At 45.3% G+C, this 14,738-nt stretch carries 12 protein-coding genes; 6 read left to right on the forward strand and 6 right to left on the reverse strand.

Going from position 1 to position 14,738, the window contains the following annotated elements:
* Position 1: 1 nt before the first annotated feature.
* Positions 2-661: an HAD family hydrolase gene (locus AB4507_RS01540; protein ID WP_372112024.1), complete on the forward strand. Its 660-nt coding sequence runs from the start codon at positions 2-4 to the stop codon at positions 659-661.
* A gap of 75 nt (positions 662-736) precedes the next feature.
* On the opposite strand, the gene AB4507_RS01545 is transcribed toward AB4507_RS01540, so the two are convergent.
* The 3 genes from AB4507_RS01545 to AB4507_RS01555 form a co-directional block, all read right to left on the reverse strand.
* Positions 737-1,402 (reverse strand): response regulator, encoded by a 666-nt coding sequence (locus AB4507_RS01545; RefSeq protein WP_017094156.1) that lies wholly within the window; start codon positions 1,400-1,402, stop codon positions 737-739.
* Positions 1,399-2,769, reverse strand: a complete 1,371-nt coding sequence (locus AB4507_RS01550; RefSeq protein ID WP_017061238.1) for an ATP-binding protein — start codon at positions 2,767-2,769, stop codon at positions 1,399-1,401. The genes AB4507_RS01545 and AB4507_RS01550 overlap by 4 nt, the downstream gene beginning before the upstream one ends.
* A 288-nt stretch (positions 2,770-3,057) precedes the next feature.
* Positions 3,058-3,303: a hypothetical protein gene (locus AB4507_RS01555; RefSeq protein WP_017072318.1), complete on the reverse strand. Its 246-nt coding sequence runs from the start codon at positions 3,301-3,303 to the stop codon at positions 3,058-3,060.
* A gap of 301 nt (positions 3,304-3,604) precedes the next feature.
* On the opposite strand from AB4507_RS01555, the gene AB4507_RS01560 reads away from it, so the two are divergent.
* The 5 genes from AB4507_RS01560 to maiA all read left to right on the forward strand — a co-directional run bounded on the left by AB4507_RS01560 (position 3,605) and on the right by maiA (position 10,105).
* Positions 3,605-5,653 (forward strand): DUF3466 family protein, encoded by a 2,049-nt coding sequence (locus AB4507_RS01560; RefSeq protein ID WP_372182108.1) that lies wholly within the window; start codon positions 3,605-3,607, stop codon positions 5,651-5,653.
* A gap of 437 nt (positions 5,654-6,090) precedes the next feature.
* Positions 6,091-7,164, forward strand: a complete 1,074-nt coding sequence (gene hppD / locus AB4507_RS01565) for a 4-hydroxyphenylpyruvate dioxygenase (protein ID WP_372099560.1) — start codon at positions 6,091-6,093, stop codon at positions 7,162-7,164.
* Positions 7,157-8,332: a homogentisate 1,2-dioxygenase gene (locus tag AB4507_RS01570; protein ID WP_372182109.1), complete on the forward strand. Its 1,176-nt coding sequence runs from the start codon at positions 7,157-7,159 to the stop codon at positions 8,330-8,332. Before hppD ends, AB4507_RS01570 begins: the two co-directional genes overlap by 8 nt.
* A 9-nt stretch (positions 8,333-8,341) precedes the next feature.
* Complete coding sequence (locus AB4507_RS01575) at positions 8,342-9,379, forward strand: fumarylacetoacetate hydrolase family protein (protein WP_372182111.1); 1,038 nt, start codon at positions 8,342-8,344, stop codon at positions 9,377-9,379.
* A 21-nt stretch (positions 9,380-9,400) separates the two neighbouring features.
* Entirely contained in the window at positions 9,401-10,105 is a 705-nt protein-coding gene (gene maiA, locus AB4507_RS01580) for a maleylacetoacetate isomerase (RefSeq protein WP_372126681.1), read from the forward strand.
* Between the two features lie 253 nt (positions 10,106-10,358).
* On the opposite strand, the gene AB4507_RS01585 is transcribed toward maiA, so the two are convergent.
* From AB4507_RS01585 to murP, 3 genes are read right to left on the reverse strand one after another with little or no spacing between them, the layout of a single operon-like run.
* Complete coding sequence (locus tag AB4507_RS01585; RefSeq protein ID WP_136982537.1) at positions 10,359-11,351, reverse strand: OmpG family monomeric porin; 993 nt, start codon at positions 11,349-11,351, stop codon at positions 10,359-10,361.
* Between the two features lie 21 nt (positions 11,352-11,372).
* Entirely contained in the window at positions 11,373-13,268 is a 1,896-nt protein-coding gene (locus tag AB4507_RS01590; protein ID WP_372182132.1) for a glycoside hydrolase family 3 protein, read from the reverse strand.
* A 12-nt stretch (positions 13,269-13,280) separates the two neighbouring features.
* A complete protein-coding gene (gene murP, locus AB4507_RS01595) occupies positions 13,281-14,732 on the reverse strand; it encodes a PTS N-acetylmuramic acid transporter subunit IIBC (protein WP_017065117.1) in 1,452 nt (483 codons plus the stop codon).
* Positions 14,733-14,738 lie beyond the last annotated feature (6 nt).

Below are 14,738 nucleotides of genomic sequence, written 5' to 3' on the forward strand. Positions count from 1 at the left end.
GATGTTCAAACCTTTGTATGTATTTGATATGGACGAAACGCTGATCAATGCCGATGCAGCGATGCTCTGGAATGAGTTCTTGGTTGAAAAGGGCATTGCCACTGCCCCCAACTTTATTGAAGAAGATAAGCGCTTAATGGGCCAGTATTCGGAAGGTAAGCTGAACATGGAAGATTACCTCACGTTCGCTATGCAGCCACTGGCGGATATGCCAACAGAGCAAGTCACCGCCTTGGTCGAAGAGTGTGTCGAGCAGCATATTTTACCTAGGCAGTTCAAACAGTCGAAACCTTTGATTGAGCAGCTAGAGAATGATGATATCGATATGTTGATCATCTCTGCCAGCGTCACTTTCTTAGTGGAAGCGGTCGGCCGTAAGATTGGTATTGAGAACGCACTCGGTATTGATTTGATTGAAAACCAAGGTCGTTTTACTTCTCAAATCTCAGGTGTACCAAGCTACCGTGAAGGCAAAGTAGCGCGTTTAAAAGAGTGGTTAGACAATCAAGAAACCAACTACTCAGACATTCACTTTTATACGGATTCAATCAACGACTTACCTTTGTGTGAACACGCTGACTTTGCCTATCTGGTGAACCCATGTCCGCGTTTGAAAGCACTGGCCGATCAACCGAATTGGTCGATTCTCAACTGGGATTAACGCGATTCTGATATTCGAATTAGGTTCGTTCTAGAACTCATCAAGCCGCTGACTACAGCGGCTTTTTGATTCGTATTATTCTATTTCTAGTTTGTAACCTATCCCGTAAATGGATTTAATGTAGTCACATTTTTCATTTATCGAGACCATTTTTTTGCGTAAGTTTTTAATATGGCTATCGATAGTGCGATCACTGACCACTCTTCTATCGTCGTAGATTTTATCAATCAATTGATCGCGACTATAAATGCGGCCAACATTTTGATAGAGAAGGTGCAAAAGCCGAAACTCAGCTGGCGTTAAACTTAGCTTAATACCACATAGGACGGCGGTCATACTCAATTCATCAATATCAATGGCGTTCGTTGTTGACGTGGCTTGGGGCTTGTTGGAACGGCGCAAAATATTTTTCACCCTCACAACCACTTCTCTCGGGCTGTACGGCTTACATATATAATCATCTGCACCCAGTTCAAGCCCAACGAGTCGATCAATCTCTTCGACCTTGGCTGTCGCCATAACCACTGGGATGTCACTGAACGTTCTCAGCTCTCGATAAATATCCAACCCGTCTCGATTGGGTAGCATTAGGTCGAGAATAATGAGTTTAGGCGATGCTTGTTTTACCCAGTCAATGACAAGATTACCATCGATAATATGATGACTTTCAAGGCCAGAGTGCTCTAAGTACTCACACAGTACACTTGCTAATGCAGGCTCATCTTCGACGACTAAGATCACGATTTTATTTCCTTTGGTAACGCTATGATGATTCGTAGTCCACCCAATTCTGAGTGGTCGGCAGTAATGTGTCCTTGGTGCGCTTCAACGATATTTTTACAGATAGATAAGCCAAGCCCAGAACCGCCACTTGAGCGACTGCGCGATTTATCAACGCGGTAAAGCCTCTCAAACAAACGCGGAAGTGATGCATCAGGTACACCTGGATCACTGTCTTCAACGTTGATAATAATACTATCACTAATGTCGGTAACATCTATCGATACATGCCCATTATCGCTAGTGTATCGTGCGCTATTTTCCAACAGATTCACAAACAGTTGTGTCAGTAATCTCTCATCACACGAGGTAAACAGTGGGGCCGAATGGTCATAGTGCTTTGTTAATGTGATGTTTTTTTGTTCTAAACGGATCGAGTTTTGAACGATCACAGAATCAATCAGTTTATGTATATCAACGTTGTTTTTAACATTGAGGTTAAATCCGATGTCATACAGGGAGAGTTGGTGAAGATCCTCAACGAGTTGACCCAACGTGATGATTTGTTGATGTAACGAGTCGATGTATTTTGGTTCAGGTGATCGAATACCGTCTTGTAGCGCCTCTAGTTCACTTCTAAGCACGGTGATAGGCGTTCTAAGTTCATGTGAAATATCTGATAACCACTGTTCTCTAAGTGTTTTCTGTTTTCTTAGTGTCTCGACAACACCGTTGAATATTCCGATGAGATCAGACAATTCATCATTGCCGCTTTTTTTAATGTAGAAATCGAGATCGCCATTTTCGATAGATTTGGCACCTTTCGACAAAGCACGCAATGGTTTCAAAAATCGCCTAACAAGAAACAAAGAGATAAGGAATGAAAGTAACACGGTAATCGATGCGATAGTGCTTACATGCGTCGTTTGTTGTTTGAAAAAGCTTTCTGCTAAAGGCCCTGATATTTCATCCATCTGGACGATGGAGATATACCCAATAACTTGATCATCCAGTGTTATTTCGACTAGCGCTTGATGCTGACCATCTTCAAGGTGATGTAGGTTTTCAGGCGGTCCAATTATGGCTCGCCCGTCTTGATCTAAAATGTTGAGTCGTTGCCAAATAGGTTGAAGGCCTGGCGCTTCCGGCTCTCTTAATGGTGGTGGCGATGGGTGTCTGTCACGAGGATGTGGTCGTGAGGGGCCGCCAATGCTACTGGCGATTAAATGTGGTTCACGCTCTAGCCGCCTCCACTTTTCGGAAGGTGAGTAATATTGCTTTAAGTTATTGGCGAGTTCTTGAGCTAGGGCAATCTCATTATTATTTGTGAAATCTTGGAGCCCTCTTTGAAAACTGGAGTTAATAAAATAGGTCAGTACAAAGAGCATGGTCACGCACACCATTAGTATTGAAACAAACAGTTTGGTGAAAATTGATATGCGCACGTTCTCTCCAGAAATTAAAGTGAATTAAGACGATAGAGTGAGTTAAGACAATAAAATGAGATAAACCAATATTAGCCCTCGATCGTGTGGGAAATATGGACATTGATTTCTTTATTCATCTTAGGCCATGTATAAGCACTCTTTTGTTAGAAATGAATAGCGAGCTGACAGGGTGCTATACCCCATCAGCTCGCATTGAATTATCACTATTTTAGGATAACCCTCTAACCATTATTGACGTCTTGGTGGTGGTGGCGGAACTTCCTCTTCCGATAGACCACCGCTTCCATCTGCGTCTAGTTTATCAAAGTCATCGGCGAGTGGACCTCTGAGCTCTTCTAATTGTAACTCGCCATCACCGTTTGCATCCATTTCTTCAAAACTTGGCATTTCTCTTGGACCTTCACGGCTTTCAGCACACGCTTGAAGCGCGAATGTCGATGTCAGTAAAAGTAATGCTGTCGTGATTTTGTTCATAATTTAATTCCTATTCGTAACCAAATATAAGTGTATTTCTTTGACGCAAATAGGTTAGCGATCAAATTAGCAGAGAAAATGGATAAATCTAGGAGATGAAAGTTAGCGCTTAACTTTATAAGAGCATCAGATCATTAGCCCATCAAGTCAGGTTGTTTAAACCTCCATTGTTTCTACATAGTTTCCACATTTTCTATTTTTATCCTAGTCCACTATTGAACTCATGAATTTAATGCCTTTAGCAATAAAGGCAGAAAGCTATCGTTGGTATTGAAATGGATTATTTTTTAGGAGCCGTAGAATGAAGGCAATGGTAAAAAAATCAGTCGTTGTCTCTTCTACGTTGTTGGTTGCTTCTTATAGTAACGCTGCGCTTTATAGGGTGGTTTTGGAGGAATCACCAGTAGAAACGGAATCGGTGTACGGGGTCGCAGTTGAACCAGAGCTTGGTACAACGGATTGCTTTAGTACCAGTTGTGGTGACACCGACTACGCATTCGCAGGGGAAGCTCAAAATGCAGAACCAGGTTTTTCCTTTAAAGAGGAGGTCCCCTTTGGTATCGATAACACGTTCTACTATTTGGATTATGACGATATCTATAGCTACTGCACAAGTGAACTTGGCTACGCGACTTGTGAAGCTTGGAGTTCTTTGTTGTGGTATGGCGATGAGGATGCAGGCATTGGAGGCTTGAGAAATGAGCGTGATGCATATTACGAGCTGAGCTATCAGACGAATTCCACGGCTTTCTATGACTCTTATTCGTTAAGTGATATCCCTGATGTTGGCAGTAATCCACCTGATGTGAGCAGTTATAGTTATTCCTTTGTTGATGGAACAGAGGAGAAGGTGATCACTAAAGTTGACGAGAATGGTTTTGTTCTTGGTAACACCAGCAGTGGTTATTACAGCTATAACAACCAATATATTCAGTTGTATAGGCAGCGTGGTTACTACGATACAGGCACTGAATTTACGGTTCTCCAACCTGAAGCCGATACCAGCATTACGATCAGCGATGCTGACGGCGAAGCGAATATAATCTCCCAAATGGGAAGAACGATGGCTTTTGATTCTTTCAGTTATGGAGGAGAAAGCTATGTGGTCGGAAGTGCGTCCGTTGCGACTTTTTATTACAGTGATGAGTATAAAGATTATGATTCTCCGTACACATCCGACAGTGATGCAGAGGATCTAGATAATTGTATCGATGAAGATATTGAGCCTGCTTTATATCCAGAGTGTCAGAACTTTGCTTTTGCTAATCGAGCTTTTGTCTGGAATATAACCGATGCGAATGGCCCCAATGATGATGGAAACCGTTTCTCAGTATCTGATTGGGAAACCAGTTCGACCTATTACTCTTACAACGATGATGAAGCTTCAGCACAGGCGAGTGTGAGGGCTGCAACGATTTCATCTAGAGGGACATATAGCTCTTATCCTGTTTTAGTTGGTTACAATACAGAGCTAGATGATTCTGATAACTTTCTTATGCAGGCTGCTGTGTTTAGGCCAAGCAGTACGTCAAATTTCAGCGTTTCGGAAAATGCTTGGACGACGACATTTATCGCTAATGCGACGGTAGAAGTGAGTGATTCATACATCCACAGTAATTCTGTCGCAACAGATATTAATGAAAACATGATGGTTATTGGTTATGCAAAAAGAGATGGTGATTATCCGTCGGATCGTGTGTCTGATAATCGTATGTTCGTCGCTGATGCGAATGACACAACGCCAACAGCCACATTCTTCGCAAGTTTAGGTGAAGACATTTTCTTTGACAGTGCAGAGGGAAAAGCAAGTGAGATCAACAGCTACAATGAAATCGTTGGCTATGTTGACGCCGAAACTCACGCTGAAGTAGACGGACATGAAAGAAGGCATCGCGGCTTCATTTTCCCTTATAACGACACTGGTACCGATGCTGATAGACGTGCAAGATATAATGATCAAGCTTGGTGGTTAGACGACCTAACTAACGGTGGTGACGACAGTGATGCCAACAACCACTTTAGAATATTGGACGCAACCGACATTAATGACGCGGGTGTTATCTCAGGGACGGCAATACAATGTTTTGCGAGTGAAAGTAGCTCCTCTTCTATGGCTTATGATTCAACCGCACACTTTGCTTATTGTAATGATGGAGTAGGTGACGAGAGGGTAGTGGCTGTAAAACTTATCCCGATATCTGGAGCAACAAGTGAAGACATTGCTGAAAGAAGTGATGATAGCGCTGAAGATGTTGAACGTAGTGGTGCCGGTACCGGGCTATTGGTGCTTATCAGTTTAATGTCCGTGCTTTCAGTTCGCTTGAAAAAGTCTCGTTCTGTGATTGCCTAAATTGATGACGTGCTCACGAGAGAAACAACCTCTATTTGACCGTCAACCATTAAAGTAATGGGTTAGGTTTGATACTTCGTCCCATAAGAATACCGCTGGGATATGAAGCTTTTTAAAAGAGCATCACCTGTTTTGTGATGCTCTTTTTACGTTCAACATACACTTATCTCTTTCTGCTTTAGCCAAAAAAATCACTTGTAACAGTTAAGTAACATCTCTTGCTTTGCTGTAAATCAAACCACTATCTTTCAATCCCTTGATAGCACTCACTTTCCTGTTGTGATGGTTTGTGTGTAACAATTATTTTACAAATTGATGGGGTTTCATCGAAATTGCCCATTTTCCTCCATCCATTCCATTATTTCCGCTTGTGGGCGAAATTTAATTAAGGACAAAAATCACGTAATACAAAACCAATAGGTACAAGGAGAAAGTTCATGGTGGAGTCATACAACCCGCTTGGCACGGATGGATTCGAGTTTGTTGAATACACGGCCGTTGACCACAAGGGAATTGAGCAACTTAAAGCACTGTTTGTGTCACTTGGTTTTGCTGAGGTCGCCAAGCATCGCTCAAAAGAGGCTTGGCTGTATCGACAAGGTGACATCAACTTCATCGTTAATGAACAACCGCACAGCCAAGCGGAAGCGTTCGCTAAAGTGCATGGGCCATCGGTCTGTGGCATGGCTTTTCGTGTCAACGAAGCGACAGCTGCAATGGAACAAGCGTTTAAGGGCGGCGGTGAAGAGTACAAAACAGAAATAGGGCCGATGGAGCTGAGTATTCCTGCCATTTACGGCATCGGTGAAAGCCTGCTCTATTTTGTGGATCGTTATGGCAAGCAGAGCATCTATGACGTCGATTTCCGATTCTATGACGATGCGGAACAGCGCATGGCCGAAGCCAATGTTGGCTTGTATGAAATCGACCATCTCACGCACAACGTGAAACAAGGCAATATGGATGTATGGTCTGGGTTTTATGAGCGCATCGGTAACTTCCGCGAGATTCGCTACTTCGACATTGAAGGCAAGCTGACAGGCCTTGTGAGCAGAGCCATGACCTCGCCATGTGGCAAAATCCGTATCCCTATCAATGAGTCTTCAGACGACAAATCACAAATTGAAGAGTTCATTCGTGAATACAACGGCGAAGGTATCCAACACATCGCACTCGCCACCGATGATATCTACAAAACCGTGAAGACTCTGCGTGATCGCGGCATGGACTTTATGCCAACACCAGACACCTACTACGAGAAAGTTGATGATCGTGTGAAAGGCCACGGTGAAGATACCGATCTGCTGCGCGACCTACGCGTTCTGATTGATGGCGCGCCGACCAAAGACGGCATCTTGCTGCAAATTTTCACGCAGACAGTAATCGGGCCTGTGTTCTTTGAAATCATTCAGCGTAAAGGCAACGAAGGCTTTGGCGAAGGCAACTTCAAGGCGCTGTTTGAATCGATTGAAGAGGACCAGATTCGTCGAGGAGTATTAGACGATGCATAAATGGATCTCGTTTCCTCATCGGGAGGGGGTGTGCTCTAAACAAGCGCATGCCGACTTCCCCGAAGAGGCAATTTATGAGCGAGAGGCGGGCCGAAGTGGATTCTTCGGCCCTGCCGCTCATTTTCATCACCAACATGCCCCAACAGGTTGGTCGGAGTGGGAAGGTGATTTACGCCCTCGCGCTTTTGATTTTACGCTGGTGGAAAAAGCCAGCCAGATAACCCCTTGGGCGGTGCCTCATCTTTTGCACAATGCGGACTGCAAAATCCGCGTGTGGCGCATGGACGAGAAGATGGACTTCTTGGTACGTAATTCCGACGGGGATGAGCTGCTGTTCATTCACCAAGGTAGCGCCGATCTCTATTGTGACTATGGTCATCTAGCGGTGAGTGAAGGGGATTATGTGATGATCCCGCGCTCGACCAATTGGCGCTTAGAGCCAAGCGAGCCGATGTTCATCTTGATGATAGAGAACACAGACGCGGCTTACTCCTTGCCAGAGAAAGGCATGGTCGGCAATCACGCGGTGTTTGATCCTGCTGTGCTCGACATCCCTTCTATCAATGATCAATTCCGCGCTCAGTATTCAGAAAACCAGACTCAGGTTCAGGTGAAGCGTCACGACAAAGTCAGCGTGATCACCTATCCGTTCAACCCATTGGATGCAATTGGCTGGCATGGCGACTTAGCGGTGGTGAAAGTGAATTGGCGCGATATCAGACCGCTGATGTCGCATCGCTACCACTTGCCACCTTCTGCGCATACGACGTTTGTTGGCGCAGGCTTTGTGGTGTGCACCTTTGTACCACGCCCGATTGAGAGCGATCCAGGTGCATTGAAAGTGCCGTTCTATCACAACAATGACGACTACGATGAAGTGCTGTTCTATCACGCTGGTGACTTCTTCAGCCGCGATAACATTGAAGCGGGCATGGTGACCTTCCACCCTGCAGGCTTCACGCATGGGCCTCACCCAAAAGCCTTTAAGGCAGGGCAAGCGTATAAGAAAAAGTTCACTGATGAAGTCGCGGTGATGATCGATACTCGCCACGCGCTGCAGTTCTCTGATGAACTCGATAGCGTTGAGAACAAAGAATATGTCTACAGTTGGCAAGACACTGGTTTGCAAGAGACAGGTTCTCAAACCATGGCTGACGATAAGAAGTAAGGGACAAGGATGAAATTAGCAACCAAGAAAAATGGCACTCGCGACGGTCTATTGATGGTCGTAAGTAAAGATCTTAAACAATGTGTAGCTGCCACCGAAATCTTCCACGCGATGCATCTGGCGCCAACCATGCAAGTCGCTCTGGATAATTGGGAAAGCGTTGCGCCTCAGTTACAAGAGTTATACACCTCGTTAAACAGCGGGCATGTGACGGGCAGTGAAGTGTTTGCGCCTCAATATTGTGAATCGCCTCTGCCACGCGCTTATCAATGGGCAGATGGCAGCGCGTATGTAAACCACGTTGAGCTGGTGCGTAAGGCTCGTGGTGCTGAAATGCCAGAAAGCTTCTGGGTTGACCCGCTTATGTATCAAGGCGGCTCAGATGCCTTTATTGGGCCACGTGACAACATTGAATTTGCCAGTGACGAATGGGGTATCGATTTCGAGGGTGAAGTTGCGGTTGTCACCGGAGATGTGCCAATGGGAGCCAGCGCCAAGCAAGCGCATGATTCGATTCGTTTGCTAATGTTAGTGAATGATGTGTCGCTGCGTGGTTTGATTCCGGCTGAGCTCGCTAAGGGCTTTGGTTTCTTCCAATCCAAGCCCTCTTCAGCGTTCTCTCCGGTTGCTGTTACGCCCGATGAGCTGGGTGAACAGTGGAAAGGGAGCAAAGTGCACCTGCCACTGACTTCAACCTACAACGACACACCTTTTGGTTGTCCAAATGCTGGTGTGGATATGACTTTCAATTTTGCTGAGTTGGTTGTGCATGCTGCGAAAACTCGACCACTGTCGGCAGGGGCGATCATAGGTTCGGGCACGGTTTCTAATAAGCAAGGCACTGACCATGGCACCTCGATTTCTGAAGGTGGTGTGGGATATTCATGTATTGCTGAAGTACGCATGATAGAGACGATTCGTGATGGTAAACCGTCGACTCAATTCATGTCGTTTGGTGACTCGATCAAGCTTGAGATGCTTGATGCGGCGGGTGATTCCATTTTTGGCGCGATAGACCAAAAAGTGAGCCAGTATCGAGCGCTATAATCCACGTAATAGGGTTTCAGTATGAGCGAGAGCATCGTGAACAAGAACATTATACTTTACGGTTACTGGCGCTCTTCGGCTGCCTATCGGGTGCGTATTGGATTAAACCTAAAGCAACTCAACTATGAGTCTAAATCGGTCCATTTGGTGCGTAATGGCGGCGAGCAGCATGATCCACAATATCGCGAACTCAATGCCAGTGAATTAGTGCCGGTGCTGGTGGATGGTGAAGTTCAACTCAATCAGTCACTGGCTATTCTTCAATATCTCGATGAACACTATTTGTGTGAGAGCAGCCCTGACTCCTCGCTCATTCCAGAGCAAACACCGCTGCGTTATCAAGCGTTGGCTATGGCTCAGGATATTGCGATAGAAATTCACCCTCTGAACAACCTGCGCGTGTTGCAGTATTTGGAGCGAGAATTGTCTTGCGAGCAAGAGGCGAGAATGGACTGGCTTCATCATTGGATGAACCAAGGTTTCCGTGCTCTAGAAGAGAAACTGGCAAAGCACAGAAAAGCACACGGTGATTCGGTGTATAGCCTCACCGATTCACCATGCATTGTCGATATTTGCTTGGTGCCACAGGTGTATAACGCGCTGCGTTTTGGCGTTGATATGTCACCTTATCCGCTGATTAACTCAATTGTCGAAGCGTGCAATCAGTTACCTGCTTTTATTGAGGCGATGCCAGAGAATCAAGCGGATGCGAATGATTCCATGTAGATTCACTGATGTAAACGCAAATACTTTTCCCTTACGCTACCAAAACCGTTTTTGGACTATTCTGTTCTAGCCTGATTGCTCATTTAGCAATATACGAATATCTTCACGTATTGGAAAGTCGCTTGATTGAGTGTGCAGTTTTATTGGTGCAGATTAGTATCAATGAAACGGGAGAAGTCATGATCATTAGTATACCAACCGGAGAACGCGCCTCCGGTTGGTATGTTGTTACATCGAAAATATAATCAAGCTGTTACCACTTATACTTCCAACCCGCTTGAGCTAGATAGAATTTCTGGCTGTTGTCTGAACCACTGGTTAGGCCCGCAGACTTAGACTCATCCCACTTGGTTTCTTCGTAAGCCATACCTACCCACAACGTTGATTTAGGGCTCAGTTTATAGTCGATATTCAAACCTAAACGCAGCCCGTCGTCTGTCTCATTGACGACGTTGTAGTTGTTTGACGCATCATAGATTTTCTCGTTGATGAAGTAGCGGAAATAAGGCATCACGCTCCATTTGTCATTAATTTTAGTTGGGAAGTACCCACGAATCTGGTTTTGTTCCCAGTTCTTGTTTTGGTCGTTATCCCAAGTCCAATCGGTGTATAGGTAGACTTTTGCTGTGAAACTATCACTGTGTTTATACGCAAAACCATGCTCCGCTTCCCACTCGTAATCGTTCTCTCCTACGAAGCGATCATAGTAGTAAAACGCATCCCAGTAAGAGAATGAGAGTTTATCGGTGATCTTAAACTCACCACTAGGCATTATCCAGTACAGGTTGTGGCTGCCACGAGCATCTGTTCCCGGTGCAGAGTCGTTAGATTCTTTTCGGTATGTAGCGTTCAGATTAAAGACCACATCATCGTTGCGAACTAAGTTACGAGTCGCACCAATCTGAGTACGGTTTCGTTGAAACGAGTTATCTGTGTTATTTAGATCCTCAGTGATCGAACGGCGCGCCACTTTATGTTCAAGAAAATAGCTCCATTTGGAGTTAGGGCTATTAATGAATAGCTGTGCGACTGGGGTGAGTTTGTCTATCACTGCATTGCCATCAGGGTCTCTGTGCCCTTCAAACTTTTCCATTTCCATGTAAATGTTCGACGCAACGTTCCACTCAGAGGTAAAGTTTTGGGTTAGCTCTTCCGTTTCAACTTTTACGGCGTTGTCTTCAGTCGCAAGCGCGAGACTAGGTAGAAGCAGTGCTAGTAGGGTAGCTCCAGACTTTTTATTTATCATTTTTATTATTCCTAGGACGAATTATTGGTAGTTCACTGAATGGCCGAATGGGTAAATAACGTCACCGTTGTCATTTTTTACATCTACTGGAAGAGTTCCTGTTGGTGCGTTCAGAGGCAGTCCCGTTTGAGGGTTTAAAAACAAGGTGCGAATACCAGAGCTAATGTTTGCTTCAAGTGAATTGCGGTCATTGTTGGTCACGTCGAACCCTGTGATACCGTAAATAGCGATGTTCGCTTGTACACCGTCTACATGGGCAATGTCGTAAGGATTACGCGTTGAAATCATCACCAGTTTTTTGCCTTCAGCGTTCGCGATATCTACGATTTTCTGAGCATTTGCCGCGTGGCCCATTAGGTTGTATGTCGACATGATAATCAGATCGGACTTTACAATGGTGCTACGAAGCTCATTTTCATTTAAGTTATCTTCCATTAATGCCGCTTTCTGCTCGCTAATGAACATTGGGTGATTACCTGTCTCTTGTTTCACAACGTTCAGGTACTTGGTTACAAGTGCATTGCGGCTATCTTCATCAGAAATAACTAGGATATTGCTGTCTTCACTTGGATCGACAGGCAATACATTATTTTGGTTTTCAATAAGCGTGATTGATGCATCAGCGACCTTTTTCTCTTCAAGTTTGTTCGCTTCAGAGCCTACTGAGTCGATGGCAAACTGTTTGTCTGTGGTTTGGTAAACCAGACCCATTTGAAGCTTTTTCTTTATAACGCGAGTTGCGGCTTCTTTCATACGCTCAAGGAACTCTGGATTGGTTTCCATTTTGTCTTCTAGGTAGACAAATAGGCTTTCCAACTGTTTGATTTCATCTCGGTTGGTAATTTGAAGCGGCATCAAAGCAATATCAGCACCGGCGTAAAGTGAAGCGTGAACTGCGTAGTTGCGATCAAAGTTGTCAGCGATGGCCCCCATATCGAGCGCATCGGTCACAATTAGCCCATCAAAGCCAATTTTGTCACGTAAAACCCCAGTCAAAATAGGTTTGGAGAACGTTGCAGGGATTAGCATTTCTTTGTCACTTAAGGTCGCTTGGATCATAGTGTCATCCACGCTTGGTAGCGTCACGTGCGCTGACATTATGGAATCGGTACCGTGCTCAATCGCGTACTTAAATGGAGCGAGGTCGATCGCTTCCCACTCTTCTCGTGAGTAGCTGACTTCTGGTAAATCGTAGTGTGAATCGACGCTCACGTTGCCATGCCCAGGAAAGTGCTTCAGTGCACTGATCACGCCAGCTTCATGAATACCATCCATGTAGGCGGTAGACATTTCATTGATCACATCAACATTGCTGCTGTACGAGCGCACACCAATGATCGGGTTGTTCTGGTTCACATTGACATCAACCACAGGGCCGAAGTTGTAGTTAATGCCTAAAGCGGACAGCTCTGAGCCGTGAATCTTGCCAGCAACGTAAGCATTGTTCGCGTCACCAGAGGCAGCTAGCGCCATGTTTCCTGGCATCTCTGTGCCATTCTGCAATCGAGTGACGTAACCGCCTTCTTGGTCAGTCGCGATGAGAAGAGGTAGGTTACTGCTCGCCTCTTGCAAGGCATCAGTGAACTCGACGATTTGATTCGAATTCACTAGATTTTGGCGAAATAGAATTACACCGCCGATATGGTAGTCGGTGATCATCGAGCTTATGTCATGGTTAATTCGAGTTACAGGGATCTCTTCATCGGTGTATGGGTCTTTGCCCCACGAGCGAAAATCCATCATCAATGTTTGACCGATTAACTCTCTGTTATTCATCGTACTTACGACGCTTTCAGCGTATTTTTCTGGTTGTTGCTGGTACTGCTCTAGGTCTTGATTACTGAATTTATTCATGCCACTCGAACAACCCACAACAGACAATACTGCTGTACTCAAAATGATCTTATTCAATTTCATCACTGCTTTTACCTAAGTTAAATCAACGTTTTTGGAACCAAACATGTACGTAGCAAAGAAACCCACGACATACGAAATAAGAAGACCAATAACAAACACCGCCATCCCTGCAAAAATACCGCTGTTAGAAGTCATTAATGGCACAGCGACGATACCCGATGGGCCAAACACTGTATTTAAACCGACTGGCATCCCTAAGTAAGAGACCAATCCAATAAAGAACCCGCCTGCTGCACCGCCAATACAAGCGGTAACAAACGGTTTTACTCGTGGAAGTGTGACGCCGTAAATCAGCGGCTCACCTATACCCAACAAACCAGGCACAATAGCCCCTTTGACTTGAGTGCGAAGAAGAGAGTCTTTTTGGGCTTTGAAGTACAACGCCATTGACGCGCCGACCTGACCGCCACCCGCCATCGCCAAGATTGGGAACAGAGAGTTAAAGCCTTGCGCTTCCATAAGTGCAAAATAGACAGGAACAAACCCTTGGTGAATACCAAACACGACAGAGATAAGAAATAGGCCAGCCAGTAAAGCGGCACCAAATGGGTTGTCGTTTAAGTTAAGGAATAACCAAGACATGCCTTTGAACAACTCGCCACCAATCGGCATGATCAACAAGTAGGTGACCGCGCCCATAATGAGAAGCGTGACGACAGACGTTAGGATCATATCGAGGTCATCGGGCATGTATTTTCGAACCAGTTTCTCTACGTAAGCACCGGTGATTGCCGCGAGTAATACCCCAATGATGTTGCCACGCGGGTCGATAGAGAATCCGAAAAACTCATTCATCCCTGAGTAGACGCCGGACGTGGCGGTTGGGTCATATCCCAAGACGAACAGTGAAGCCAGAATCGCCCCGTTAACGCCAGAGCCGCCAAAGGCTTGCTGGGCGTTATAGCCAATCAGAATGCTCAAAAAGGCAAAAAGGCCGGTACCAAATACTTTCATGTAGGCAACAAGGTCTAACAGCGACTTGCTTGGTTCTTGATCGATAATGTAGGTCTGCTCAAGTAAGGTTGCAAAACCAAGCAACAGACCCGCCGCGATAAAGCCAGGGATTAAGGGGGTAAAGATGGTAGCGAACTTACTAAGAAATCGCTGTACTCCACTGGTTTGCTTGCTCTTCATTTGCTTTTTTTGTTCAGCCGCAACCGTAGACAAATCTTCCTCTGCATTAGTTTGTTTTACGGTCGCTTCAGGCTGCTCAAGCATCAAGCTGTTCATCAGCTCAGAAGCTTGTTGCGCTTTACCTGGCCCAAGAATGATCTGAAGTTGTTCGTCACTCTCTACCACACCCAGAACGCCTGGGGTTTTCTTGATGGTATCCAGAGACGCTTGATTGATGTCTACGAGGGCTAAACGTAAGCGGGTCATGCAGTTCCCACATTTACGAATGTTGCCACTGCCGCCAACGGCCAACAGTAAAGCTTCAATCATGGTAGGCGTTATTTTTGCCATTTGAAT

Source organism: Vibrio sp. 10N.222.54.A3, from assembly GCF_041474095.1.
Taxonomy (GTDB): domain Bacteria; phylum Pseudomonadota; class Gammaproteobacteria; order Enterobacterales; family Vibrionaceae; genus Vibrio; species Vibrio crassostreae_C.